This window comes from Bacillus sp. F19 (genome assembly GCA_023823795.1).
GTDB lineage: Bacteria > Bacillota > Bacilli > Bacillales > Bacillaceae > Bacillus_P.
This window is the reverse complement of sequence record CP085710.1, coordinates 803725-829266: the sequence shown is the minus strand read 5'-3', so window position 1 is coordinate 829266 and position 25542 is coordinate 803725. Positions and strand designations below refer to the sequence as shown.

At 39.7% G+C, this 25542-nt stretch carries 28 protein-coding genes and 1 pseudogene; 10 read left to right on the top strand and 19 right to left on the bottom strand.

Annotation, left to right across the window (positions count from 1 at the left end; all coding sequences use genetic code 11):
- The first annotated feature begins 66 nt into the window (after positions 1-66).
- Complete coding sequence (locus LIT25_04375) at positions 67-207, top strand: hypothetical protein (GenBank protein ID USK36157.1); 141 nt, start codon at positions 67-69, stop codon at positions 205-207.
- Positions 208-520: 313 nt separating this feature from the next.
- On the opposite strand, the gene LIT25_04370 is transcribed toward LIT25_04375, so the two are convergent.
- The 4 genes from LIT25_04370 to LIT25_04355 all read right to left on the bottom strand — a co-directional run bounded on the left by LIT25_04370 (position 521) and on the right by LIT25_04355 (position 4247).
- On the bottom strand, positions 521-631 hold the full coding sequence (locus LIT25_04370) for a YhdX family protein (GenBank protein ID USK34604.1): 111 nt from the start codon (positions 629-631) through the stop codon (positions 521-523).
- Between the two features lie 261 nt (positions 632-892).
- Positions 893-1780, bottom strand: coding sequence for a YitT family protein (locus LIT25_04365; protein USK34603.1), 888 nt, complete (start codon positions 1778-1780; stop codon positions 893-895).
- Positions 1781-2272: 492 nt separating this feature from the next.
- Positions 2273-3076, bottom strand: a complete 804-nt coding sequence (gene proC / locus LIT25_04360) for a pyrroline-5-carboxylate reductase (GenBank protein USK34602.1) — start codon at positions 3074-3076, stop codon at positions 2273-2275.
- An 82-nt stretch (positions 3077-3158) separates the two neighbouring features.
- On the bottom strand, positions 3159-4247 hold the full coding sequence (locus LIT25_04355) for a mechanosensitive ion channel family protein (GenBank protein USK34601.1): 1089 nt from the start codon (positions 4245-4247) through the stop codon (positions 3159-3161).
- A gap of 169 nt (positions 4248-4416) precedes the next feature.
- Between LIT25_04355 and LIT25_04350 the strand changes: the two genes are divergently transcribed.
- A complete protein-coding gene (locus LIT25_04350; GenBank protein ID USK34600.1) occupies positions 4417-4563 on the top strand; it encodes a hypothetical protein in 147 nt (48 codons plus the stop codon).
- Positions 4564-4650: 87 nt separating this feature from the next.
- A complete protein-coding gene (locus LIT25_04345) occupies positions 4651-5220 on the top strand; it encodes a thioredoxin family protein (protein ID USK34599.1) in 570 nt (189 codons plus the stop codon).
- Between the two features lie 79 nt (positions 5221-5299).
- Here the strand turns inward: LIT25_04345 and LIT25_04340 are convergent, their stop codons facing one another.
- The 6 genes from LIT25_04340 to LIT25_04315 all read right to left on the bottom strand — a co-directional run bounded on the left by LIT25_04340 (position 5300) and on the right by LIT25_04315 (position 11119).
- Entirely contained in the window at positions 5300-5758 is a 459-nt protein-coding gene (locus LIT25_04340; protein USK34598.1) for an OsmC family protein, read from the bottom strand.
- Between the two features lie 66 nt (positions 5759-5824).
- On the bottom strand, positions 5825-6898 hold the full coding sequence (locus LIT25_04335) for a hypothetical protein (protein ID USK34597.1): 1074 nt from the start codon (positions 6896-6898) through the stop codon (positions 5825-5827).
- A 5-nt stretch (positions 6899-6903) separates the two neighbouring features.
- Complete coding sequence (locus LIT25_04330; GenBank protein USK34596.1) at positions 6904-7470, bottom strand: copper resistance protein CopC; 567 nt, start codon at positions 7468-7470, stop codon at positions 6904-6906.
- 291 nt (positions 7471-7761) lie between these two features.
- The gene (locus tag LIT25_04325) at positions 7762-8367 is read right to left on the bottom strand and encodes a DedA family protein (GenBank protein USK34595.1); all 606 of its coding nucleotides are present in this window, start codon (positions 8365-8367) and stop codon (positions 7762-7764) included.
- 71 nt (positions 8368-8438) lie between these two features.
- Complete coding sequence (locus tag LIT25_04320; protein ID USK34594.1) at positions 8439-9341, bottom strand: HD-GYP domain-containing protein; 903 nt, start codon at positions 9339-9341, stop codon at positions 8439-8441.
- A gap of 308 nt (positions 9342-9649) precedes the next feature.
- On the bottom strand, positions 9650-11119 hold the full coding sequence (locus LIT25_04315) for a potassium/proton antiporter (GenBank protein ID USK34593.1): 1470 nt from the start codon (positions 11117-11119) through the stop codon (positions 9650-9652).
- Positions 11120-11477: 358 nt separating this feature from the next.
- Between LIT25_04315 and LIT25_04310 the strand changes: the two genes are divergently transcribed.
- The 4 genes and pseudogenes from LIT25_04310 to LIT25_04295 all read left to right on the top strand — a co-directional run bounded on the left by LIT25_04310 (position 11478) and on the right by LIT25_04295 (position 14408).
- Positions 11478-11849, top strand: coding sequence for a DUF1992 domain-containing protein (locus LIT25_04310; protein ID USK34592.1), 372 nt, complete (start codon positions 11478-11480; stop codon positions 11847-11849).
- A 187-nt stretch (positions 11850-12036) separates the two neighbouring features.
- On the top strand, positions 12037-13161 hold the full coding sequence (locus LIT25_04305) for an AI-2E family transporter (GenBank protein USK34591.1): 1125 nt from the start codon (positions 12037-12039) through the stop codon (positions 13159-13161).
- 61 nt (positions 13162-13222) lie between these two features.
- Positions 13223-13333 (top strand): annotated as a pseudogene (locus LIT25_04300) (cation transporter).
- 217 nt (positions 13334-13550) lie between these two features.
- A complete protein-coding gene (locus LIT25_04295; GenBank protein USK34590.1) occupies positions 13551-14408 on the top strand; it encodes a hypothetical protein in 858 nt (285 codons plus the stop codon).
- Between the two features lie 201 nt (positions 14409-14609).
- Here LIT25_04295 and bstA read toward each other — a convergent pair whose 3' ends face one another.
- The 6 genes from bstA to LIT25_04265 all read right to left on the bottom strand — a co-directional run bounded on the left by bstA (position 14610) and on the right by LIT25_04265 (position 19328).
- Positions 14610-15137, bottom strand: coding sequence for a bacillithiol transferase BstA (gene bstA / locus LIT25_04290; GenBank protein ID USK34589.1), 528 nt, complete (start codon positions 15135-15137; stop codon positions 14610-14612).
- A 46-nt stretch (positions 15138-15183) separates the two neighbouring features.
- Positions 15184-16347 carry a chromate efflux transporter gene (gene chrA / locus LIT25_04285; protein USK34588.1) on the bottom strand — a complete coding sequence of 388 codons (1164 nt, stop codon included), beginning with the start codon at positions 16345-16347 and terminating at the stop codon, positions 15184-15186.
- Positions 16348-16351: 4 nt separating this feature from the next.
- On the bottom strand, positions 16352-16654 hold the full coding sequence (locus LIT25_04280; protein USK34587.1) for a PadR family transcriptional regulator: 303 nt from the start codon (positions 16652-16654) through the stop codon (positions 16352-16354).
- Between the two features lie 184 nt (positions 16655-16838).
- Positions 16839-17279, bottom strand: coding sequence for a FixH family protein (locus LIT25_04275; GenBank protein USK34586.1), 441 nt, complete (start codon positions 17277-17279; stop codon positions 16839-16841).
- A 447-nt stretch (positions 17280-17726) separates the two neighbouring features.
- Positions 17727-18251, bottom strand: coding sequence for a GNAT family N-acetyltransferase (locus tag LIT25_04270; GenBank protein ID USK34585.1), 525 nt, complete (start codon positions 18249-18251; stop codon positions 17727-17729).
- A gap of 204 nt (positions 18252-18455) precedes the next feature.
- The gene (locus tag LIT25_04265) at positions 18456-19328 is read right to left on the bottom strand and encodes a LysR family transcriptional regulator (GenBank protein USK34584.1); all 873 of its coding nucleotides are present in this window, start codon (positions 19326-19328) and stop codon (positions 18456-18458) included.
- Positions 19329-19725: 397 nt separating this feature from the next.
- Here LIT25_04265 and LIT25_04260 point away from each other — a divergent pair, with 397 nt between their 5' ends.
- Both LIT25_04260 and LIT25_04255 read left to right on the top strand, forming a co-directional pair.
- Entirely contained in the window at positions 19726-20997 is a 1272-nt protein-coding gene (locus LIT25_04260; GenBank protein ID USK34583.1) for a uracil/xanthine transporter, read from the top strand.
- Positions 20998-21303: 306 nt separating this feature from the next.
- Positions 21304-21621 carry a metalloregulator ArsR/SmtB family transcription factor gene (locus LIT25_04255; GenBank protein USK34582.1) on the top strand — a complete coding sequence of 106 codons (318 nt, stop codon included), beginning with the start codon at positions 21304-21306 and terminating at the stop codon, positions 21619-21621.
- Between the two features lie 77 nt (positions 21622-21698).
- Here LIT25_04255 and LIT25_04250 read toward each other — a convergent pair whose 3' ends face one another.
- Both LIT25_04250 and LIT25_04245 read right to left on the bottom strand, forming a co-directional pair.
- A complete protein-coding gene (locus LIT25_04250) occupies positions 21699-22178 on the bottom strand; it encodes a transcription factor YdeB (protein ID USK34581.1) in 480 nt (159 codons plus the stop codon).
- 143 nt (positions 22179-22321) lie between these two features.
- The gene (locus tag LIT25_04245; GenBank protein ID USK34580.1) at positions 22322-23134 is read right to left on the bottom strand and encodes a YihY/virulence factor BrkB family protein; all 813 of its coding nucleotides are present in this window, start codon (positions 23132-23134) and stop codon (positions 22322-22324) included.
- Between the two features lie 363 nt (positions 23135-23497).
- Here LIT25_04245 and LIT25_04240 point away from each other — a divergent pair, with 363 nt between their 5' ends.
- Positions 23498-23914, top strand: a complete 417-nt coding sequence (locus LIT25_04240; protein ID USK36156.1) for a phosphatase PAP2 family protein — start codon at positions 23498-23500, stop codon at positions 23912-23914.
- A 295-nt stretch (positions 23915-24209) separates the two neighbouring features.
- On the opposite strand, the gene LIT25_04235 is transcribed toward LIT25_04240, so the two are convergent.
- A complete protein-coding gene (locus LIT25_04235; GenBank protein USK34579.1) occupies positions 24210-25487 on the bottom strand; it encodes a Glu/Leu/Phe/Val dehydrogenase in 1278 nt (425 codons plus the stop codon).
- Between the last annotated feature and the right edge of the window lie 55 nt (positions 25488-25542).

Sequence of the window (25542 nt, the reverse complement as noted above, 5' to 3'; positions counted from 1 at the left end):
CGTCTATTGCAGGCGGTTTATTTTTTGCTGTAAATATATGAAGTAGAGTGGCTTGAGCAGGGTAAGATATTAAGAGAAGCTGTTTCCAAGCTGAAAAGCGAACAGCAGCAAATGATTGAGCTCTTTTATTTTAAAGGCTTCACACAGCAGAAAATTTCAGAAGAATATCAGATTCCGCTCGGCACCGTCAAAGGAAGGGTACGGTGAATCGTACCCTCGTTTTCATTTGCCCAAACAGTATATTTTGAACTTACTTTCTCTAATTAAAAAAGAGACTGCCCGCTAAGATAGTCTCCCCATTTATTGTCCATGAAAGTTGTTCATATCCCGATTGAATGATGAGTCTGCTGTTCTGCTTTTATTGCTGCAGCTTTAGGATCAGAGTAATAAACATTTCACTTTCTTCTTCGCTTCGTTCTTAAATCTCTGATCCATCAATCAGGGCCAGCACCAGAAAACCATACTTTTTTCACTAGAGACAAAATTATCAAGGATTCACACGGTGTCTTAAAACGGCTGGTTACTGTTTAACTTCTTCCTCTTCCGCTTTTTCAATTAAAGTTGCTTCGTACATTTCTTCATCTGTCTGCACTTTAATACTTTCTTCCACACGAATTCTTCCTTTACCCATTTTATCTCCTCCTTTATTGATATCATAATTAATCTGAAAATTTAGTAAATAATGATTTATCCCTATTTATTTGACTTTTTTTTGAATCCCAGCTAGGTTAAGGGCAAAATACATCGTTCTTTTAAGGGAGATTTTCGACTCTCGTAATGGAAAGAGTCCAGCGCGACACGATTTAACAATTTACAGAGAATTTGGGTCTTTTTACTTAGCTGCCAGTGTAAATTTTTTTGTTATCCTGCAGTATTTTTAAAAAATATGTCTTTAATGGATACTCTTCTTTTTAAAGCGGCCGCCTCTTACTTCCGTAATATTGGCAACAGCTAAAAAAGCAGATGGATCTAATTCCTCAACAATGGATTTTAACTTCGCTTCTTCCAGTCTTGTAATCACACAAAAAATGACCTTTTTATTATCGCCAGTATACGCTCCTTCGCCGTTCAAGTACGTAACTCCGCGGCCGAGGCGGGCTAAGATTGCCTGACCCACCTCATCCGGATTCTCGCTTATAATCCATGCCGATTTCGATTCATCAAGTCCCTGTACGACCACGTCAATCGTTTTATAAGCAATGAAATAAGCAATAAGAGAATACATCGCCCGGTCCCAGCCAAATACAAAACCGGCACTTCCTAAAATAAACAGGTTAAAAAACATGATAATCTCCCCGACGGAAAAAGGAGATTGCTTATTAAATAAAATCGCCAGAACTTCTGTGCCGTCAAGTGATCCTCCGTACCTGATGACCAGACCGACTCCGATGCCAAGTATAATTCCGCCAAACACAGATGCAAGCAAGAGATCCTCCGTCAAAACAGGAACAGGATGAAGCAAAGCCGTCGTAAAAGACATAACTCCTACACCTAACAAAGTGGAAAGAGCAAACGTCTTTCCAATCTGGTTATACCCAATGAAGAAAAAGGGCACATTCAGAAAAAACAAGTAAATACCAAGCTTAACTTTCGTCAGATGAGAAAGGATAATGGAAATTCCCACTATCCCGCCATCTATCACACGATTAGGAACGAGGAAAATTTCCAGACCTATTGCCATCAATACTGCACCGAAACAAATCAGCACCATGCGTTTGCCAATTTCAGCCTTTGGCAGCTTTTTGTGCTGTTTGATGACGGACATTTGATGGGGCTCCATTTATCCTCCTCCTTTTAGTCACTCTTTTTCATTTAGTTTATATACTATAAGAAAAGCTCTAGCGCCTTGGAAAGCTCCGACAGACAGATAAGGATCCGGCCGAAAAAGTCCGGGTTTAACTTTTTTGGGTGAGCCGATCTGACCGGGGAATTAGGCGCTGGAGCTGGACATCAATGCTCAATTTTTTCCTTTCCTATAACTAAATATAGGTGCAGACTATCGCTGAAATGACTGATTACAAAAAAAACACCCTAATTCAGGGTGATTGACACTAACTCTAAGCTGATATTCTGTGATAAAATAAATAGCAAGAAAATTCAGACGGTGATGTGAATGAAAATGATTAATATTTGTGTAAAATGCAGCGGAAAAGGAAAGATCAGGTCAAAGCTTCCATTTTTCAAAAAAGCATGCCCAGCCTGCAACGGGACGGGAAAGCGCGAAACAACCATTAAGAATTCGAAACGCGCCTGACCGTTCCCTTTTTTTCCTTTATTCCTGCCATTTGCTTATTGCTTTTTTATTAGTTGCAATGACTGCTTTTTTTATTAAGTCGTCAAATCCGCCTTCTCGAAGGACTTTCATTCCCTCAGCTGTGGCTCCTCCCGGTGTTGTCACTTGCTCTCTAAGTTCTTTTGGCGCAAGCTTTGCTTTCAGCATAGAAGATGAGCCGGCCATCATCTGCGAGACAAGCCTGACAGCCGTTTCATGCGAGATGCCGTAGGACTCAGCCTGCTCAATCAGACTCTCAGAAAATGCATATAGAAAGGCTGGGGCGCTTCCGGTTATCGCTGTTAATTGATGAACCTGTTCTTCTGTACACTCCTCAGCTTCTCCAATGGCATCAAGCACTTGCTTCAGCATGCTTTTATGATTATCAAGAACAGCCTTTCCATATGAAACAAGTGACATGGATTGGCCAACTTCTGATGCAGTATTAGGCATTACCCATGCAGCCGGCGTATTATCAGGCAGATGCTCTTCCAGGAAAGAAGGCCCTATCCCAGCAGCTATTGTGACAACGAAATGATTATGAATGAACGGATTCATATCCTGCAATAAACTCAAATGAACTTCTGGCGGCATTGCAAGAACAACCATATCCGCTTTTTCAATATCTTCCCTCCAATTTAAAGAAGGGATTACCTGATACTTTTTCTGAAGGTAAATCAGCTTCTCCTTATTCCTATGATTCGAAACATAAATGTCTTTTACGTTTGGAGATTGTACAAGTCCAGATAAGATGGATTCCGCCATTCGGCCTGCCCCAATAAATAAAATCGTGCTTTTTTTCAAAAAACTTCTTCCTCTCTTTATCTTCTATCGTTATTTTATCAAACTTGAGAGCACAAAAAAACCGGTGTCTTAACACCGGCTCCTAGCTGTACTGCTTTGTTTTTTCAAATGCATCCTGCTTAGCGCCTTCCACATAAATGGTGCGGCTTGGGAATGCAAAACCTACGCCCTCTTCTTCAAGGATCGCCATGATCTTATAATTAATATCCTGCTTCACACTTAAATGATCAGCATAGGCCGTTGTTTTCGTGAAGAAGTTTAAGAAAATATCAAGGCTGCTGTCACCAAAAGCATTAAAGATGACATTGATTGTGTCATCATGAATCCCATCGTGCTCAGACAGCATATGTTCTATTCTCTTCACACATGTTTTAAGCTGAGATTCTGTTGTGTCATATGTCACTCCAATAGTAAATTGGATTTGCCTTTTCCCCATTTTCGTCCAGTTTGTAATGGGTTCATTGGCAAGAGTGGAGTTTGGCACGGTTACAAGCGCCTGAGGGAATGTCCGGATTCTCGTGCTTCTGAATGAGATATCCTCTACAACCCCTTCAACGCTTGGCGTCTTAATCCAGTCGCCGAGCGTAAACGGCTTTTCTGTAATGATAATAATTCCGCCAAAAAAGTTTCCGATCGTTTCTTTCGCTGCCAGGGCAAATGCAAGACCTCCAAGTCCGAGCCCTGCCACAAAACCATTTACATCATAATGAAATTCCTGAGCAATGATGCTGAATGTCAGGGCAAGGATAAGAAAGCGCATAACCTTGGATAAAAAGGGGCCAAGAATGTCATCCATCTCAAGTTCAAAACGGCGATTCACTTTGTCAAATAAGAGCGAGGAAGATGCCGTTAGATTGTAAAGACCCCATGCAAGCGTCAGCACAATGGAAGAACGATAAAATTGACTAAGAACGTCCCTTTGGTTATCTAAAAAAGGCGAATACAGAATGGCCAAATATAAACCGATCAGGATAAAAAACATGCGCAGCGGTTTTTCATAGGCAACCAGGACATTCCTGAAAATATCAGTCGGTGTTTTGTTGCTGAACTTCAAAATCATTTTGAATACGTATTTCGTAAAAAGTTTTCGAAGGACCATAAACAGCACGAAAATTCCTATGCTTACAGCAATTTCAATTAAACTTTCAGTTGTCATATATTTTTCAATCATGGACTTCTCTCCTTACTCTGTATATCTTATGTAATTACAAAATACTATTATACTAAACTATTCGAAAACCTCACGTCTTTTGGTCCCTATTATTTTATAAAAACTGGTAACTTAGATGATATTTCCTTCGTCTTTCCTGTAACAAAACAAATTGAAGGGCGGCAGAAAAATGCATGACCTCGTTATTTACCAAAATGAAACCTATACTATTGTTCATAAATATGAAAGCGGATATTGTGAGATTTTAAAAACAAGAGGCTATTCACGCGTCATTCTTGTACATGAATCTGAGCTCCATTATAAAGACAACATGTAAATTTACATTCTGAGTTCAACTTTCTGGATTTTTACAGGAGATTCTGATACCGTTATCATTAAATCAACCCTGGGAGAGGTCTTAAATATGTCACTAAATACGTGGTTCGCTAAAGGATTAACTGCACAGGAATATATCGAAAAAATGAATGTAAATAAAGAAGAAATGAACACTATCTATCAGAAGTTTTCATTGGATGAAGACGATGTATCCATTCTTGAGAGCATCCGCAATCAATCCCTTCGCGTCATTGTCCTGACTGAGGACTGGTGCGGAGATGCCATGCTGAACAATCCTATTCTATTAAAAATTGCAGAAGAAGCAGGAATGGACGTCCGCTTTTTGCTGCGCGACTCAAACCTTGAGCTCATGGATCAATATTTAACAAACGGTACATCACGTGCGATCCCCATCTTTATCTTCTTCGATCAAGATGGAAACGAAAAAGCTGTCTGGGGACCCCGGGCTCCAAAAATCCAGCAGCTCGTTGAACGTTTAAAAAAACCGCTGCCGGATAAAGAGCACCCGGATTTCAAAGTAAAGCAAGCAGAAATAATCCAGACTTTAACAGCATCGTATAAAGAAGACGAATCTCTGTGGAAAGAAGTTTCATACAGCATTATTACCACGCTTAAGAAGAAGAAATTACACGTTTAATCAGAAAAACTGCATATAAGATACAAATCTGACTTCAACACTTGAATCTTGTGTTCAACCCTAAAAAAAGCAGTTGCCTCTAGGAGGTGACTGCTTTTTTAATAATGCTCACTTCAAGACCCATTTCAACGTTGCCTTTAATCGCACGGCTGATCATACAGGAGCTCTCTGCCCGCTCTGCAAGCTTTCTTGCAAGCTCTTCATCATTGACAGTTGCTGTGCTTTTTAACACAATGACAGGCCTATGTATGATTTTTTTATACGTAATCACACCTTTTGTGACATCGACGATTCCCTCTGATGTCATGGTAAGGTCTTCTTTTTCCAATCGGCTGCGCTCCATCATAGCTGCAAGTGTGATGATATAGCAGGTTGCAGCAGCTCCAAGGAGCATTTCGTCAGGGTTTGTTCCTACACCAGGACCTTCCATCTCCGGCGGAATCGACACCTGTGTCTTTAAATTCCCGCTTTCGATTTCCCCGACGCCGTTTCTTAGGCCCGGCCAATGTGCTTTTAAATGAAAAGAATGTTCCGGCATGAGAATCCCTCCTTTACTTTAGTATATATCCTCGTTAGACTGTTGTCTTATGTTCGGCACGCTTAATTAACTCACAGCAACAATCGCCATGAAAGCAAGATAAGCTGAAACAATGAATAATACCGCACATGCACAAGCAGCATATGCATTTCTTTTTTTAATGAAACTGATCACGATCATGCCAAGAAAAAGGGCTTCAAAAACAAAAAGCAGCATTCCATTCAGTGAGTAAGCAAATCCGATTTCAATTGGCGCCTCGATCTTTAAGCCTTTAATGAATTCAAATAAAGGCGAAGCACCGTCTGAACGAAGTGTTGTGTTGACATCATGCGGCGGAGCCTGTGTTCCTAATACTCCTGTTAAGAAGAAAACGATCATGACGACAATGCTCTCAGCTCTTACCCAGACAAGAGTCTGGATATGACCGGCTCTTTTGCCTACAAAGCCATTCAAAAAAGCAAACACCAGCAGCGGGACTATACTGATATGTTTTAATAGAATCACTTGTCCATAAGATAAGCTCCATGATTGGACGTAATCATTCAGATCGACGACAAATGTCATGACGATCAGCCCGCTTGCAGTCAAAACTGTCATACATACGAGCGCAAACGGCGTAAACCAGCTTAGGAAAGCCTGCCAATTCACTGTTTTTTTTGAAAACCAAGCTGTATGAAGCAATACTCCCGTCCACAATGTGACGGAAAGAAAATGAATGCTGTGAGATGCGATCCCCGGCCAGAAGGATAATGATGCTGCATGGCTTGCATATCCCAAAGCTACAATCATGAAAAGTAAAAGTCCACCCTGAAAATATTTAGAACCATCCAAATAAATGGCAATCCATAGACATGCTGCGGCGGCTGCCGTCATTAACCACGATTGACCTGCCTGAAAATCAGCCAATACCGATTGTATCGTTTGACTGAGACCGGCCATATGATAAAAACTCAGGATAATTTTTAATACCGGCAGAAATGAAAAAACAACGATCAGCAAAACAGTTAGAAGCAAAAATGGTTTAGGAATTCGAATATCAGGTTTCTTGTCTTTTTTGACAAACTGCAGGACAACATGCCCAATTAAGAAAGAGAAGAGAACATACGTGATCCCTTCTCCAATCGGTATGAGATAAGCCATGCTGATCAGCCTTTCTTTTTCATTAAGAAAACAATACCAATAACGGCAATGACACCAATAGCAACAAGAATAATCGTCATGACCGGGCTGTTCTTAGCCTGCTCTGATTCCGCATTTTCTGTTTCTTCATCTGTTTTTGCAGCCTTTTCATTATCAGCTTTCTGATTATCCTTATTTACAGCAGATTCGTCTTCTTTTGATGATTGAGGCTCTTCTTCCTTGACCTCTTGCTGAACCGTAAAGGCGAGAGTGCCTTCCATCTCATGTCCATCTTCTCCAATAATTTTCCAGTCAGCTGTGTATGATCCATTTTCGAGTTCACTTGATGTAATACCTTTAAGTGTTTCTCCTTCAGCCTTCACGTCCAGAGGAACCTCAGCACCATCTCTAGTTAATGAAATCGTACTTAGTGACTCAATCGCTGTATCAAAGGTTAACTCAATTTCTTTCATTGGTTCCGTTACTGTTGATCCTTCTTCAGGCGTTGAAGAAGTCATATGTGTATGAGCAAAAGCTGTATTCGGCAAAATAAGTAAAACGAGCATTCCTAATAGAGAGAGCATCTTTTTCATATCATTATTCCTTTCTATCGTTACATTCTAATTTCATCTTAACATGATCCGTCAGCTTCCCCTTCGCCGAAATTCGACAGTTTTCTAAACACTGTCTTTTAAAGGTTTGTTTAAAAAGCTAACGGTATATTCTTTTGTTTGGATGTTCAATTCTAATAAAAAAACCCGGGAATAAAATGACCCGAGTTTTTCAGCAGTTATCTGCAATTGTTTAATATCGTTATTTTAAAAGCTGATTGTCTTTGTCTTTCTTTGATTGCTTGCCTGAATGACTTTTTCAATGTATACATTTTAGTGTGATCTCAATTTCTTTCTTCTGTAATATCTAATAAAGATAATCGACAAAAAAAGAATACATCCAACCCCGATAAAAAATGGTCCAAATTTAGTAAGATACCCATTTACTGCTACAATGGAAGAGCCGAATTTATTGCCCATACAAAAAAAGAGAATGGCCCACAAAAAGGATGAACCATATGCCAGCAGAGCAAATTTCCAGAACTTTAATTTATTCATGCCTGCGAGGACTGGACCAAGATGCCGCAGCAGTGGGAAAAAATAGGTCATGCCTAATGTATACTCGCCATGTCTTGCAAATAATTGCTGAAATTTGATAAACCTGCGCTGCGCTCTTTTTCTTCTGATTAAAAAAGACAGAGCCAGTTCCCCAAAGCTTTTCCCAACTAAAAACCAGAAGGTAAGTGCCGTCATGATCCCTAAATAGGATGAAAAAAAGGCAGGTACAGGGTGCAGAATCCCATGAGATGAAGCAAATCCGCCCATCATAACAATCACTTCATTCGGAAGAGGAATAAAAAAGGTTCCGGCAGAAAGCATTACAAACAGGGCAAGATAGCCATACTCCTCTATAAAAACAAGTATTTCCGAAATCTCCATTTTCTCACTGCCTTCATCTTTAAGTATGTTCCATTATACTAAGATAATAAGCGTTAAAATAGAAAGATGCCTTAGTCAATTTTACCTTCTTTTTTCAATATTGAAATGAACGTATTAACGATCTCTTGATCAAAATGAATTCCGCTCCATTTCTTCAGTTCCCGTACCGCTTCGGCTTTACTAAGCGCACTCCGGTAAACACGATCCTGTGTCATTGCATCATATGTATCACTTACTGTCACGATTTTTGATTCCAGCAGGATTTCTTCCGATTTCAGTCCAAAAGGATAGCCTGAACCATCTAATTTCTCATGATGCTGAAGAATGATATCACTTACACCATTCTGATGTTTTAAAATATCAGCTCCGTCTGCGGGATGCTTCTTTATAATAGAAAATTCCTCATCAGTCAGTTTGTCAGGTTTATTTAAGATCTCAGCCCTTACGTTAATTTTCCCGATATCATGAAGAAGCGATGCAACATAGAGATTCTCAAGCCTCTTCTTATCAAGTCCCATCTCTTTGGCAATCTTAATGGAATACTCCTGAACCCGCATACTGTGATTATATGTGTAGCGATCCTTTTGTTCTACTTTTTGTACCATACTTGTCCATGTCTCTATTTCGTCGCTTAAATCATCAAATGCCGGTTCTGTAATAAACCAAAGCAGTTCTAAATCGGTTAAAGCTTTAAAAAAGATTGGTTTTTTCAAGTCCTGAACATAGAAATAATCTTTCTCCTTCAGTACTTTGCTTTCGTTATTCTCCTCAAAGAGAACTTCCCCTTTAATGATGTAATAAAATTCAAAGGAGTCTCTCTTTTCTCCTGGATAAATGTAGAACATGCGATCCTTCACTATGCTTTGAAAGAGAATTTCTGTTCCTTCATTTTTATGCAGCAGACTTAATTCTGCCGACTCCTGTTTTACCGTATTGATGTAACTGCCCTTTTTAAAAATATGCAGCCCTTCCATATAACAGCCCTCCAAATTAGAAAAGGATTGCGGAACCTTGTTCTCTGTTTATGGTCCGACAACTTTCAGCGGATCCACCAAGACCTTTTTTCCGCCGAGCTCAACTAAAACCCATGTACATTCCACAGTCACGCCATTTTCAGCAGCTTTGCTGGTTGTCTAACTGTTATTATATATCAATCCTGACAATATATAGTAAAAAAGCTCGAATTTTGTAAAATGACCAAGAATAATGTTTTGATATGAATTTAAATGACCCAATAAAAAAAACGATGCAGCTTGTGCTGCATCGCTTTCTACATCTATATTCATTCAAAATTACTGGCACTCTCCACGTTTTCTCCCTGAAAAATCGTTTTAATCTTTTCCCGGTTTTTCTTGGAGACGAGAATATATAAGGTATCACCTGAAAAAATATTTGTATCTCCTCTCGGAGTGTGAAGTTTTTCATCTCTTATAACAGCCGTTATTAAAGCATCATTCGGCAGCTCAATGTCTTTTAATTCTTTTCCTGAAACAGTGGCGCCTTCCCCAACCTCAAGCTCAATCATCTCATTATTAGTTTTGCCGATCGAGATTAATTCAAGGGTATGAGGCACTGAATTTTTCTTGCTTTCTGACAGGTTCAGCTTATTGGCAAGAGGGGTAAGCGTCGCACCCTGAAGCAGCGCCGAAGTCAGGACAACGAAGAAAACGACATTAAAGATCAGCTGACTGTTCTCAAGTCCTGAAAGCATCGGATAAGTAGCCAGAACGATCGGAACCGCTCCTCTTAATCCCGCCCAGGAAATAAACAGTTTTTCCTTTACAGAAAACTTAGATGCAAACATGCTGATGAAGACTCCTATTGGACGCGCCACTATCATTAAGATCACTGACAGAAGCAAACCTTCCCAAACGATGTCCAAAAGCTGATTCGGGAACACAAGCAAACCAAGTAATATAAACATTAAAATCTGCATCATCCATGCAAAGCCTTCATTAAAACGAATGATGGAATGGCGGTAGGTTAAATCTGAATTTCCGACTATGACAGCCATGACATAAACAGCAAGGAGTCCGCTTGCATGTGCGAACGTGGTTAAGCTGTAAGTTAAAATGGCAAAGGCAAGCGATAAAACCGGATATAGTCCGGATGAATCCAAATTTATTTTGTTAATGGTCCACACTGCAAGCTTTCCGAAGAGTAAACCTGCTGCAAGACCAAAGCCCATCTCCCAGAAGAATCTTAAGACAAGTCCAATAAAACTCGTATCTGGCTGCCCAATCAGATGAATGATCGTTACTGTCAGAAATACGGCCATTGGATCATTCGTACCAGATTCAGCCTCCAGAGTAGACGTCAACTTCTTTCTGATGTTTTTGTTGCCGAGAACAGCAAACACTGCTGCTGCATCAGTTGATCCAACGATTGCTCCAAACAATAACCCCTCAAGCCAGGTTAAATCGAGAATGAATTTTGCAAATACGCCGATTATGATCATCGTAATAAAAACGCCGATTGTAGCAAGCATGGATGATGGCACAAGAATTTTTTTGACATCCACCCATTTTGTCTGTAATCCCCCGTCAAAAATAATAATCACGAGGGCAATAATTCCAAATAACTGGGCAAGCTTTGCATTATCAAAATAAATATAATTGTTGAGCACCATACCGACAACAATAAAAAAAACTAGGGAAGGCAAACCAAGCCGAGAGGAAAACTTTGCAGTCATAACACCGATTGTTAGAAGAACAGCTAAAATTAAAATGATATGATCAACAGAAAACGCCAATACTGCATCACCTCATAGTTTCATTTTGACACAACGCTTTGAAGAGACCAAATAGAGGAATAGGTCTATTTTATCGCAGTATTCAGCCTATCGTCTAGGAATTGGCCTGAGGAAAAAGATTTTCGGAATGAATATCCATGGATGTTTCTTCTTCCTATATAATGGTTTACTTATGTTAGAATGAATGTGAGACAATAATATAAACTGATGTCACCTATGTTCAAAGCTTGAATACCGCCCTTGAAGCCTATCTATTATGATAGGTTTTTCTTTTTCATAAATTTGACTAAAACCCTTACAGGACTTTCCAAATTCATCAAGAAGTTATCTTTATAAATGAACAATAGGGGGACTTTTTTTGAAGAAAAGCAATGAGGATTTATCTAACAGAGATTTAATGAGTTCTATTTATAAGGATTATGAAAAAAAAGGCGGTGCTGAAAAATTGCCGGGCATGGGTAAGCCACTTCCAAAAAGCGCTCTGGAGGGGGATATTTTCACGAAAATTGTCAAAAACGCAAACTACCTCCCTGCATGGATTAAAATGCAGAAAGAAATTAAGCAGCGCATAGAAAAATTGATGAAACTCACTGATGATGATAAACGTATAACAGAAGCTGAGCAAATTAATGAAGAAATTATGAAATATAATCGTTCTTGTCCCGCAGCCCTGCAAAAAAACTTACTATCTCTTAATGAGCTTGAAAAACATTACAAACTTTGGGAATAACAGATTCATACTGGAATGTCATGGCGAAGCCTGCTGCGTAATCGTAACGAGTAAGTGAGACAGGGCTATGGCATGATATAATGAAAACACTTTGTTTCACTTTTTTCCCTTATGGGAAAAGCTACATATGGCAAATCTCCGCAAACTCATGTAAGTGAGAAATACATCAAAAGGTGGTGCATGTCATTTGCCGAAGGACCGCATTTTTAAAATTGGTTATGGAATCATTATCTTTTTAACGATTATTCTCCTGTCGACTAAAGTAGATTTCATTTTCAGACCGCTTGAAATCATATTCACGACCCTATTTTTCCCGTTTCTGGTTTCAGGGATCATCTTTTATTTACTTCGTCCGATCGTACGATTTTTAGGAAGAAAAGGCGTTCCGAATACCATCTCAATCATCATTATTTATCTGCTCGTTATTGGCCTTGGAACATTGGTCGTATTCTTGATCGGACCGGTTATTCAGAAACAATTTCAAGAGCTGATCAATAACTTTCCTCAGATTGTGCAAACCCTGCAGGATAATCTTCTCGCTCTTAGAGAAAATAAATGGTTTGCCCGGTTTGAACAGAATGATATTTTGACATTTGAAAAGATGACAGCTTCTGTTACAGATTATTTCCAGTCGAATGTAAGCAATATCGGCAGCCGTGTTTCTAATTTCATCGACATTCTGACAAGCATTGCAACAATCTTTGTAACGGTGCCGTTTATTGTTTTTTATTTGCTGAAAGATGGTGAATATGCACCAAAACAAGTTTTGCGCTTTTTGCCTTATTCAAAGGCAAACGAAGCGAAGCTCATTTTAAAAGATATGGATCATGCCCTTAGCTCGTACATTCAGGGACAGGCTCTTGTCAGTCTAATCGTTGGTGTAATGATGTACATAGGTTACTTAATCATTGGACTTGATTATTCCATTCTGCTTGCGATGTTTGCGATGCTGACAAACGTCATTCCATTCCTTGGACCGTTTATTGCAGTAATCCCTGCTGTAATTGTAGGCTTCCTAGATTCACCGATTATGGTTGTACAAGTACTCATAGTCGTCATTATTATTCAGCAAATCGACGGCAATATTTCTTCTCCGCTGATCATGGGCAAAAGACTTGATATTCACCCTTTAACTATCATCTTGCTCCTGATTGTTGCAGGAAGCATGGGCGGATTGCTTGGAATGCTTATTGCCGTTCCGACCTACGCCATATTGAAGGTCATCTGCAGCCATTCTTACAGACTTTACCTTCTCCGGAAAGAGCGGCTCGATCCAATCCGAAACACGAATATTGACATTGAAATTGAGTAATTTCAGCAGGTTTGAAGGATAGTAACAGCCGAAAAATAATCATGATTTGGCAGGTGGGCATATGACGTTTTTTCAGCTTCTTAAAAAGGGAAATAAATCTTCAGGCATTGCAGCTCTCGGGAATACGGCATTAACGCTTATTAAAGGAATCGCTGCTTTTATAAGCGGGAATCTGAATAAAAGCTTAGAGAAAGAGGACCATTTTAAAATGGTCTTTTTTGTTTGTCATTTTTTTTAAAGTGTTTCAAATTGGATACTAAAGGGAATAGTTCAAATGTTTCCCAAATACAAATAAGGGGTTATGGAAAAAAAGTGAAACTTTATTTAGTTTTAATCGTTTAAGAAAGTGTACACCTTGATTCATCAAATTGGAGAGGAGCTCGTTAATTTTGAAAAAATCAGGATGGATTATCAGTTTATTGTTTGCATTGCTTTTAGCTGGATGCGGTCAAAGCACCGCTACTACAGAAAAAGAAGATAATAAAGCTTCAGAGACTGCTGAAACCAAAGAAACAAGTGAAACTGACAAAAATGCAACATCTCAGGAAGTATTGGCAGCTGCAAGTGAAAAATCTGCTGAGCTTAAAAATTTCGCTATGGACGGCACACTGAATATGATTATGACATCTGAAGAAGGAACGATGGAGACAAATGCAGATATGCAGACAAAAACAATTGTAGAGCCTCTTGTCATGCAGCAAACGATGCAAATGGAAGCTGAAGGACAAACGAATACAATTGATATGTATATGGATAAGGAATTCATTTACATAAAAGATGTGCAGTCAGGCGGATGGGTTAAAATGAAGCAGGCTGGACCAGGCATGGGTAAAATGATGAATCAGCAGAAAACGATGACTCCTGCTGAGCAAATCAAACAGCTGGAACAAATGGCAGATGATATCCAGATGGAAGAAACCGAAAGTGAATATATATTTAATGTTAAAGGCAATGGTGAAAAACTGATGAGTCTTACAGGGAATATGATGGGCTCTGATCCTGCTATGAAGGCAGCATTGGAGCAAATGGACATTGAGCAAATTGATTATACGTACACGCTTGACAAAGAAACCTATTTCCCCAAATCATTAAAAATGGACATTAAAATGTTCATTACTGAAAATGAACAGAAGATCGAAATGCAGCAAACGATCACATCTGAATTCTCAGAAATGAATGAGCTTGAGAACTTCTCTATTCCTGAAGAAGTGTTAAATGAGGCAGTTGAGGTTGATCCTGCTGCCTAGAAAAGCGGAACCGCCCGTTTAGCCCCGACAGGCAGATAAGGATTCACCCGAAAAGTCGGGGTTTGACTTTTTGGGGGAATCTGTTCTGACCGAGGGGTTGGGCGGTGGAGCTGGACAATGAGAAATGCGGAACCGCCCGTTTAGCCCATATCTACATTATTAATGAAACAGGAGATCTCTCAGTGAAGATCTCCTGTTTACTTACCAGCCCATTCTTTTTCTAAGGCTCTCAATATGAGCAATATGATGATTCCCATGCCACGCATAAACACCCAGTGTTTCAGCCAGTGTAGCGGAGGTTTTATTCGCAGGGTGATAAAATGTCCTGTTTAAATCAGATTCAGAGAGAGACGATGCAAGCATGACCAAGCGTTTATGCAAATGCTCAAGCAATACGAGCGACACCTCAATTTCCCCATGCTTTGAATCGTCCAATTCTGCCCATGCCTTTTCCTCATATGGACGAATAACCGGGTTCTCTTCTGTTAAAGCAAGTTTTATTCTTATATAAGCATTCATATGACTGTCTGCCAAATGATGAACTACCTGGCACACGCTCCACCCTCCTTCGCGATAAGGCGTATCCAGCTGTGAATCTGATAAATCCAAAACGGCTGTTTTTAATCTTGAGGGCGCTGCAGCCAGTTCATCGAGCCAGCCTTTCAAATGGATTGTTTCTATTTTTTCAGGTGCATAAAAAAGACCAATAGGATACTTTAAATCTTGCATATTATCATCCCTCTCCTACTATTCTCTCTTCTATTTATTATCCAGGTTATTGAATGAGAACTCCCCCGGCAGCCCCTGTAAGAACCACGAGCCAAGGCGGGAGTTTCCAGTAGACAAGAAGCGCAAATGCTATTAAAGCGAGGGCAAAGTCGCCGGTCGTTTTGATTGCACTTGTCCATACCGGATTGTAAAGCGCTGCAAGCAGAATACCGACAACAGCAGCATTCACTCCCATTAATGCGGCTTGTACGCTGCTTTTTTCTCTTAGCGTATTCCAAAACGGGAGCATGGCAACGACCAGCAGAAACGACGGTAAAAACATTGCTGCTGTTGCAGCGATTGCACCTGATACACCATTGATCGATGCACCCAGATAACTTGCAAAAGTAAACAGCGGTCCCGGTACTGCCTGTGCAGCTCCATAACCGGCAAGGAAGATCTCTTCGCTTATCCATCCTTGTGGCACGACTTCCCGTTCAATCATCGGGAGCACGACATGTCCCCCGCCAAATACGATTGAACCAACACGGTAAAAGGTATCAAAGATAGCCGTCCATATAGAGGGGAACACTTGCCTGATCACAGGAAGAAGAATCAGCAGCCCAAAAAATAAAACCCAGGCTATGATACCTGTTTTTCTGCTTATGGATAGATTCAACTTTTCTGCCTTTGAAACCTCTTTATTTTTGTACATCATATATCCAGCAGCACCTGCAATTAATATAATAGCGATTTGCCCAAGTGCGGTTGGAAAGAAAAGGGCACAAACAGCAGCAATAATGGCCATTGTAATTCTTGGCCTGTCCGGAGTCAGATTTTTCCCCATGCCCAAAATGGCCTGCGCAACAACTGCCACGGCAACAATCTTCAGACCATCGATCCATCCTGCATCTTCCGCCTGAAAGCCTGTTACAAAATAAGCAAATAAGATGAGGGCAATGACAGAAGGAATCGTAAATCCAAACCATGATAAAAATCCTCCTACCATGCCGCCCCGGACTATACCAATTGAGATTCCGACCTGACTGCTCGCCGGACCCGGAAGGAACTGGCACAAGGCCACTAAATCAGCATAGCCCCGTTCGTCAAGCCACTTCCTCTTCTTTACATATTCATCTCTGAAATAACCTAAATGTGCAACAGGACCGCCAAATGACGTCAGCCCAAGCTTAGTAGAAACAAGCAGGATTTCAAGCCACGTTTTAAACATTTTTTCACCATTCCTCCTTTAAGACTTCTCTGGCAAGCTCTCTCAGCATCGCTTTTGATTTTTCCAATGCTTCCTCCCCTTCTTTTGTTATGCTGTAATACTTGCGGATCCGCCCATTTTCTTTTTTATCTTCCCTAGTAAGGAATCCTGCTTTCTCAAGGTTGTGCAGATACGGGTATAGAGTGCCCGGTCCAATTTCATAGCCGTGTCTGCGCAATTCCTCAATCATGAATGAACCGTAAATCGGCTCGATTTTCGCATGATACAGAATGTGAATTTTAATGGCTCCAAGAATGAATTCACGCAATTATAAGATGCGCCTCCTTAATATCGGATTTCGATATTGCTTAGCAATATTGTAGCAAATAATTATTAATTCTATGTAATGGTTGAATGATAAAAAGGTTAACCTCGAAAAGCCTCTTTTTAACTTTTTTAAGAATACAAAAGAGACCAGAGCATCAGCCCTGGCCTCCTAGTGATGACTATGATCATCTTTTTTCAGGTTCTTTCGCTTTTTCAGCTTTTTCTTCAGAAACTTCCCCTACTGTGAATTCTTTTTTAGGCATAACGTGCATGTCACGGGCGGTCACATGTGTTTGAACAAAATATATGCCATCTTCGCTGAACGTTTTCTTGATTTCATAGATGCCTTTGCCTTTATGTACCGCTTTGATCATTTCGCTATCTTCTTTACTTTCAGCTTTCCATATTTCGAATTCCACGCCGGAAGCATCATCTACTGCATCTTCTCCTTGTGTTACAGCGACAGAGAGCGTTTCTTCTTTATTTTTGCTGATTTCAGAAGGCAGTCTTATATCAGCGTTAACCATTAAAGAACCTTCAGCTGAGTTATCACCGGAGTCCATCGTGCAGGCCGAGGCAAGCATTACACTGGCTAATAAAAATAAAGCTGCTAGTATTCGATTCATTTCATATTTCCTCTCCTATTAAGAAGCAGTATATATACGATACTATTGTAACCGCTTTATCCAATAACAGTCAAAAAGCTTCTTTCCAATGTCAGAACGAAGAATGCACCCTTTTAGGATTCGCTTAGAATAAACTCCAATAATAAAAGCCGCATTCCAGCGGCTTTTTGTTAACTCTGAGGTGGTTCTTCCATCCAATTATGCTTTATCATCAGCTTTGCCCCTTCTTTTTTGCAAGTATAGATGTCTCTTGCAATGAGTGCCGTTCCTTTTCTTTTATGTTATAAAGTTATCTTTGCTCAGAGCTAAGAAAATATGTTTTGATAGGCTTCAAATACTATACATTACTTCACAATCTACTTCGTTAATCAAATAAAAAAAGGCGATGCATTGTTCAAGCACCGCACCCGCTTGTTCGATTTACAATTTGATATTTCACAATGGTTTTCACTTTAACAAAGAATAAATATTCGTATCAAACGGAATATCATTTTGATACATATAATTTCTCAAAATTCCTTCTTTTATAAAGCCTAATTTTGTTAACAACTTATTAGATGCTCTATTTTCAACGAAAACAACTGCTCCAATACGCATTAAACCAAGCTCTTTAAAACCATAGGAAATCACTTTACTAACAGCTTCAGTTGCAAATCCATTGCCCCAATGTTCAGGAAAAAGTGCATAGCTTATTTCTGCTCTCTTATGTTCAGGAGACCACTCTTGAAACCCAATTGTCCCGATAATCCCAGCCTTACCTTTCATTTCAATTCCCCATTTAATACCACGTTTTTCATCGTAATTCTTCGAAAAATTCCTGACAATTTGTTTCACCTGATCAAGACTTGTTAAAGGATTTTGTCCATAATAACGTAATACATCTGCATTAGAGAAACAATTAAATATATCTAATGCGTCATATTCAATAAGCTCTCTCAAAACTAACCGTTCTGTTTCTAATATAGGAAACATTCTCCGACTCCCCTTTGTTTGAACCTATAGTCAACTTACGATTTTAAATCTTCACAATTTCTGTTCTGTATTAGAACATAAATTTCCAATTACATTGAAAACATTCCTCAACAATCTGGCCTTTAATGGAATAACTTGACTAGCAATTAAAAGACATCTTTATTAAAACAACATTTTTAACCCCTAGTTTCTTGTTTAGCCTTATTACCCTCCTTGTACAAGTTCAATGAAGTTTTGAGCTGTTTTTGGCAAGTAGTGATTTTTAAGGAAAATCACACCTGATTCCCCTAGCTCTTCTGTGTTTTTTACAAGATAAACATGTAAATCTTTCAGCGAGTTTAGTTTCACGACTGTTTCGGGGACAATGGTTGATCCGAATTTGGAGGAAACCAAATCAAAAAGAATGGATACATCAGAGCATTCGCACATAATATCAGGACTTAACCCTCTGCTTGTAAATGCAGAAGAAAGTTTGTTATACAAACCAAGCCCCTCTGTACTTGGGATAATGAGCGGAACATCACTAAGCTCCTCAAACGTAACAGAAGATGACATCGAATGAAATGACTCAGCAGTTACGAAATAAAAAGGCTCCGGTTTAAGTGAAATCACGTCAAATTCATCAAGTTCAAGCGGCAATCTCACTATTGCGAGATCAATTACTCTTTCTTTAAGAAGCTTGCACAGCTGCGCGGATTCATTTTGCTGAATTTTATAAGATACACCTGGATACCTTATTTGAAATGTTTTTAAAAATTTCGGCAAGTCATAATTCGATAACGTATTCACTCCAATTGAAAGCTTTCCTTTTTTACCTGATCCTGTTTCTTTCACTTCGAGCACGGCTTCTTCCATGGCATCTGTTATTTTAAGAGCATGCTGATACAGCTTATGTCCTGCATCAGTAAGCTCAAGGGATTTCCCCTTTCTTTCCGCTAAGAGTAAACCAAGCTCTGTTTCCATCGCTTTCAGCTGCTGACTGAGAGGAGGCTGTGCCATTCTCAAACGATTGGCCGCCGCCGTTATTTGGCCTTCTTCAGCAATGGCGATAAAATACTTCATTTGTCTGATATCCATATGTAACCTGCCTTTTTCGTATACTAAATTCGTATAGTTTGTTCATTATATAAATATTTTCCATATACTTAATCGTATGATAGCATAATAGGAAACGAAAAAAAAAATGGAGAGAAAACCATGCTGCATAAACACTCTTATTTGCCGTTATCTTTTTTATCATCATGCTTTTTGTGGTTTTTGGCCTTTATGGGGAGGAGCTCAAGGTGAACAATAGGCGACTCACCTACCTAGAAGAAGACGGGAAATTAGTCTGTTAAAATCATGAGAAGGATTGATTGATTCAGAATCGTTTATTATGATCATAAATATTACACATGTCTTCCAAATATAGCCTTTAAGAATATATTCTTCTTATCATTTTGTTCTAAGGCATAATCGAAATAGGTGAAAAATAATGAAATTATCCCGATTAACAACACCGCTTGCCTCGATACAGTGGCTGTTTTTTATCTTTGCAAATACGATTGTCGTTCCTATTTCAGTAGGCGCTGCATTTGAACTTACACCAGATCAAATTGCCATAACCCTCAGAAGCTCTCTGATTTTTACAGGTCTCGCATGCTTTCTTCAAGGGTGGATTGGCCACAGATACCCTATAATGGAGGGACATTCCGGGATTATTTGGGGTCTGATTTTAAATCTCGGCATGTCAGCCTCTTCACTCGGCATGAGCTTTTCGCAAATTGGCGGAGGAATTGCTACAGGAATACTTCTTGCAGGAATAGTAACGATTGTTCTTGCTGCTTTAAACTTAACTTCCGCCGTGCAGAAGATTTTCACACCGATGGTTGCCAGTGTGTATCTTTTCCTGCTTGCTTTTCAATTAATTTTGACCTTTTTCAAAGGAATGCTGAAAATAGAACCGGATGGAACAATAAATGCTGCTGTAAGTTTATTTTCCATTGCCCTTGTTTTTTTCGTCAGCTTGTTAAAAATAAAGGGGAATACTTTTCTGGGCAATTTTTCTATCCTCCTTGGAATTGTCGTCGGGTGGATTCTGTATTTGCTTTTATTTCCTTCGGAAGGGTCCATGCAAGCAGTTAACGGGGAGGGCTCCATCTTCTTCCCGCTTGGAAAACCAAATCTCGAATGGGGGATTATCCTGATTGCCTTTCTTGGAGGCATGATGAACCTCAGTAATACGATTGCATCGATACAGGCTGCTGCAAAGCTTTACAAAGATCATCCTGATGCTGCTTCTTACAGGAGATCGTTTTTTTTAACAGGTTCCTATTCTGCAGGTGCTTCCCTGCTTGGCCTTGTTTCATATGCACCTTTTACTTCAACAATCGGATTTCTAGAAAGCACTCAAATTTTCAGGCGCAAGCCTTTTCTCATTGGCGGGGCTCTCATTACCCTTTTGGGCATTTTCCCGCCGCTCGTAGCCATTCTTGCCACGCTTCCGATTACAGTCGGAAACGCTGTCCTCTTCGTTGCTTATCTGCAGCTTTTCGGCACAGCACTTAAAAGCATTCAAGGAACAAACTTTGACTCAAAAACCATTTTCCGGATCGCAGCTCCTTTATTGCTCGGGGTGAGCATCATGAACACAGATCCCGCTGTCTTTCAGGATTTATCTGTCTATATTTCCCCGCTATTATCTAACGGTCTGATGATGGGAATTCTGCTGTCAATTTTGCTTGAGGCTTTTGTGAAATGGGAATAAATACATGCGGAACCGGCTGGTTTGCTCCTACAGGCAGATAAAAATCCCCCCGATGAGTCCGGGTTTGACTTTTTGGGGGAATTTGTTCTGATCAAAGGTGGAACTGAACAATAAGAAATGCGGAACCTGCGGGTTATCGCAGTCATTATCTAACATTTTCTGCTTTGATAAACGTTTTTTGTCCTATTTCCGTTTCAACCGAGCAATTAATCAATTTTTATTGTTAAAATATTGTCAAATCGTTTCATACCGACTATACTTTAATCCTTGATGAAAGATGATCGATCTTGATGAAAGGTGATAAATATGGAACAAGCTCTAAATAACGAAACATTCGCACTCTATGAAAAAAAATTCAAAGCACTTGCTGACCAAAAACGCCTGGAAATTCTTCATCTCATTTGTCAGCACCAGTCCGTGTGCGTTTGCGATTTGAGTGAAATGATAAACATGCCCCAATCTAAATTATCCTATCATCTTAAAATTTTATTGGACGGAGAGTTGATTTTAAAAGAGTCAAAAGGCACCTGGAGTTATTATTCTTTTAATAAAAGAGAAGTGAATCAGCTTCTTTCAAAAGAATTATGCAGCCTTTTCAAATCAAGCTGCCGAGAGGAAAAGTGATACTGAGAGATCACTTTTTTAATGTTTTTTCTGATTTTAGGCAAAAAAAAAATAGCTCTCACTATTTTGGGCACAGTTTATGATATTTTTCTGGTCATCAGCATTTCATTAGCCTGATTTTCCGTGCAGCCTTTGATTAAGATAAGTTCGCTGACAAAGATATTCCTGGCGTTGTTCAGCATTTGTTTTTCACTTGTGTTTAAGGCTTTATCGAGACTTTTCCGCATGAGGTCTCTTACTACTTCAGCCCCCTGCTGGATTTCCCCTGATTTTATTTTATCCATATTGGTTTTATATCGTTCTTTCCAAGGCAGCAGCTCATCTGATTCTCCGTCATGAAAAACAACCAATACTTCTTCCAGCTTTCCTTGATTTTCAACAGGACGAATGCCGAGCTTTTTCAATTTTTGCAGAGGGATCATAATCTGCAAATTCCCGATGGACAGCTGAATAACAAAGTACTCCTGTTTCTTGCCTTGTATCTCCATCTCTTTTACAGATTCTATAATTCCTGCTCCGTGCATTGGGTACATAATTTTGTCGCCTATTTTGAACAAAAAAACACCTCCATATGGTATCTATTTACAGTATACCACACAAAGGTGAATGTATCAAATTTTTAATTTTAACATCATTTATTAATTTATGTCAATAGTTTTTTCGTTTTTTATTTATAAAGCTGTCGGGCTTCCATCAAGTCTTATATACATTTCTTTCCGTTCCTCTCACAAACCTTGATGGCATTGATTTCTCCGCCAATCAAAATCGCAAATCCCGATAAATAAAGCCAGGTTATGAGAACGATGACACCGCCAAGACTGCCGTATGTAGCATTAAAATTTCCAAACTGAGAAACATAGAATGCAAACCCAAGCGATACAAGCTGCCAAAGGATAGTTGCGATGATTGCCCCGAAGTAGACACCTTTTAAAGTCATTTCTTCATTAGGAGCCAAATAATACAAAACCATCAGCACAGCACACATCATTAGAAAAGATATTAAAAACCTCATTACATTTAAAATAATTTCATTGTCACTTACAAACGTAAAATAATTTCCAACAAATCCGATAATGGCACTTCCAAACACAGGCAATACAAGTGTAAGAGCAAACGTAATGACAAGACCGATTGTCATAATAACTGCGTGAATACGAATTTTCCAGAAAGGACGGGATTCTTCCACAATAAACGCTTTGTTTAACGACCGGATAAGGGCATTTGTTGCCTTAGAAGCTGACCAAATAGTAGCCAAAATACCAAATGACAGCAAGCCTCCGTTAGGTTCGTTTATTAACCCTTCTAAATGCTCAGAAAGCATTCCTCCTGCTTCTGGTGGCGCATATTGGTTTATAATATCAACCATACTGCTCGTTTCAATATTAAAGTAAGGAAGCAATGCGACCAAGAAAATAAGAAGCGGAAATAAGGAAAGTAAAAAGAAGTGGGACAGCACAGCTGCCTGATCTCCTGTTTCATGCAGCTGTATTCGTTTAATAAGTTCTTTAATCAATCTGCGACACCTCCAATTGTAGTATTCTTTTTCCTTAAATCTTCTTCTTAAAACCTGAAATGATCGATAATGTTTGCTGTATAATCAAAAGTGGTATTTTCTTTATTAATTACGGTAAGGAGTTTTGCAATGAAGAAAGATTCACAAGAAAAGATGTCAAAGGCTTTTATCATGTATTCCATCCTGATGATCGGGGCGTTCAGCTTTATCATTATTGAATTTGCAGACGAAGTCATCGAAATGGAGCTGCGCTCATTTGATACCCCCATCATGCAATATATACACGAATTGCGCACCCCTCTGCTTGACCAAATCATGTCTGGCATCACTTCCCTTGGTTCAGTAACCGGCATCATGATTGGAATGTCCATCGCTCTCATTCTGCTGTTCATCAACCGAAAATGGTGGGAAGGACTGTTTTTAATTGTGGCAGTAACCGGTTCATCTCTTTTGAATTATTATTTGAAATGGGTGTTTAAAAGAGACCGCCCCACTTTTAATCCCCTTATTACAGAAAGCGGCTATAGTTTTCCTAGCGGACATTCTATGGTTTCCTTTTCGTTCATTGGTATTCTTGCATACTTATTAACTCTAATGGTCAAAAAGAAGAGCCTTAAAGTACTTATTATGGCCTTGTTCTTTTTCATCGTTTTTTTAATTGGCTTCAGCAGAATCTACCTTGGCGTGCATTACCCAAGCGATGTGATTGCGGGGTTTGCTGCGGGAGGCGCGTGGCTTGTCATTTGTATTGTGGCCCTGAAGTTTAAAGCTAAAATATAGAAGAGCCCGGAGAAGTTCTCCAGGCTCTTTTCGTATTGGATATCTGGCATTAATTGTACAATTACGAATGCCGGCTAGATTGCGGGCTATTTTCAGCGGGATGGCCCTCAAACATGCCTAGCAAATAGAGGCAGCCAGACTTTCAGACTTTATTCCAAGACTTTTGGAATTTATTCCGAGACTTTCAGACATTATTCCAAGACTTTTGGAATTTATTCCGAGACTTTCCAAAATAATTCCGTACAATTGTGATCCCAGTATGAGGAGCAGAGTAATACAAGATTACGGCCGCCTCTTAAATCCAGCCTCTAAAACGTGAAGCTTCCGCCATTTTCCGGCTTCCGATCATGTATGCTGCGAGTCTCATATCTACATTATGGATAAGTGCCGTTTGAAACGTATTCTCGAAAGAATCAACCATCACTTTTTGAAGTCTTTCTGCGACTTCTTCCTCTGACCAATAATACCCCTGATTGTTTTGGACCCATTCGAAGTATGATACGGTAACACCGCCAGCACTTGCCAGCACATCCGGTACAAGCAGAACGCCCCGCTCCGTTAAGATTTTAGTGGCTTCAATGGTCGTTGGTCCATTTGCAGCCTCGACCACTATAGACGCTTTAATTTGATGTGCATTTTCAGCTATTATTTGGTTCGAGATCGCAGCGGGCACCAGAATGTCACAATCCAGCTCTAATAATTCTTTATTTGTAATCGTTGATTTAAAGAGCGTTGTGACCGTGCCGAAGCTGTCACGCTGATCAAGCAGGTAATCAATATCAAGACCGTCTGCATCATGTAGTGCGCCATATGCATCTGAAATGCCGATGACTTTTGCACCTGCGTCATGCATAAATTTAGCCAGAAAGCTTCCTGCATTGCCAAAACCCTGTATCACAACCCTAGCTCCTGCAAGGGTAATTCCTTTTTTCTTGGCAGCTTCCTCTATGCAAATGGTAACGCCGCGGGCTGTAGCTGTTTCTCTTCCGTGTGATCCGCCAAGGACAAGCGGTTTTCCGGTGATGAAACCAGGGGAGTCAAATTCACGCAGTCTGCTGTATTCATCCATCATCCACGCCATAATTTGAGAATTCGTAAACACATCCGGGGCAGGGATATCTTTTGTAGGACCTACGATTTGGCTGACTGCGCGGACGTAACCGCGGCTCAGCCGTTCTAATTCATTCAGCGACATTTCTCTCGGATCGCAAATAATTCCGCCTTTTCCGCCTCCATATGGCAAATTTACAATTCCGCATTTTAAGCTCATCCAAATTGACAGAGCCTTCACTTCGTCTTCATTTACTTCCGGATGAAAGCGGACGCCGCCTTTTGTCGGTCCAACTGCATCATTATGCTGGGAGCGGTAGCCTGTGAATACTTTTACCGAACCATCATCCATTTGAATCGGTATCCGGACAGTGAGCATTCTGATCGGTTCTCTTAAAAGCTCAAAAAATTCATCTGAATAGCCTAATTTGTTCAGTGCTTCTTTAATAATCGTCTGCGTGGACTTAAATAAATTTAAGCTTTCTTTTTCTTTATCTGCCTGTATGTCCTTTACAATCCCCATGATTCCACCCCATTGATATGAATAATAAACTGTTTTACTTTAACTTGTGAGTTTT

Coding starts and splice junctions, on each gene's coding strand:
- bstA (USK34589.1), bottom strand. CDS start 15,137: ATGCAAGATTTAAAGTATCCTATTGGTCTTTTTTATGCACCTGAAAAA.
- LIT25_04340 (USK34598.1), bottom strand. CDS start 5,758: ATGCCGGAACATTCTTTTCATTTAAAAGCACATTGGCCGGGCCTAAGA.
- LIT25_04265 (USK34584.1), bottom strand. CDS start 19,328: ATGGATATCAGACAAATGAAGTATTTTATCGCCATTGCTGAAGAAGGC.
- chrA (USK34588.1), bottom strand. CDS start 16,347: ATGTTTAAAACGTGGCTTGAAATCCTGCTTGTTTCTACTAAGCTTGGG.
- LIT25_04260 (USK34583.1), top strand. CDS start 19,726: ATGAAATTATCCCGATTAACAACACCGCTTGCCTCGATACAGTGGCTG.
- LIT25_04325 (USK34595.1), bottom strand. CDS start 8,367: ATGGAGATTTCGGAAATACTTGTTTTTATAGAGGAGTATGGCTATCTT.
- LIT25_04320 (USK34594.1), bottom strand. CDS start 9,341: ATGGAAGGGCTGCATATTTTTAAAAAGGGCAGTTACATCAATACGGTA.
- LIT25_04330 (USK34596.1), bottom strand. CDS start 7,470: ATGAAAAAGATGCTCTCTCTATTAGGAATGCTCGTTTTACTTATTTTG.
- LIT25_04370 (USK34604.1), bottom strand. CDS start 631: ATGGGTAAAGGAAGAATTCGTGTGGAAGAAAGTATTAAAGTGCAGACA.
- LIT25_04270 (USK34585.1), bottom strand. CDS start 18,251: ATGTTTCCTATATTAGAAACAGAACGGTTAGTTTTGAGAGAGCTTATT.
- LIT25_04255 (USK34582.1), top strand. CDS start 21,304: ATGGAACAAGCTCTAAATAACGAAACATTCGCACTCTATGAAAAAAAA.
- LIT25_04350 (USK34600.1), top strand. CDS start 4,417: ATGCATGACCTCGTTATTTACCAAAATGAAACCTATACTATTGTTCAT.
- LIT25_04240 (USK36156.1), top strand. CDS start 23,498: ATGTCCATCGCTCTCATTCTGCTGTTCATCAACCGAAAATGGTGGGAA.
- LIT25_04275 (USK34586.1), bottom strand. CDS start 17,279: ATGAATCGAATACTAGCAGCTTTATTTTTATTAGCCAGTGTAATGCTT.
- LIT25_04235 (USK34579.1), bottom strand. CDS start 25,487: ATGGGGATTGTAAAGGACATACAGGCAGATAAAGAAAAAGAAAGCTTA.
- LIT25_04335 (USK34597.1), bottom strand. CDS start 6,898: ATGGCTTATCTCATACCGATTGGAGAAGGGATCACGTATGTTCTCTTC.
- LIT25_04355 (USK34601.1), bottom strand. CDS start 4,247: ATGATTGAAAAATATATGACAACTGAAAGTTTAATTGAAATTGCTGTA.
- LIT25_04345 (USK34599.1), top strand. CDS start 4,651: ATGTCACTAAATACGTGGTTCGCTAAAGGATTAACTGCACAGGAATAT.
- LIT25_04365 (USK34603.1), bottom strand. CDS start 1,780: ATGGAGCCCCATCAAATGTCCGTCATCAAACAGCACAAAAAGCTGCCA.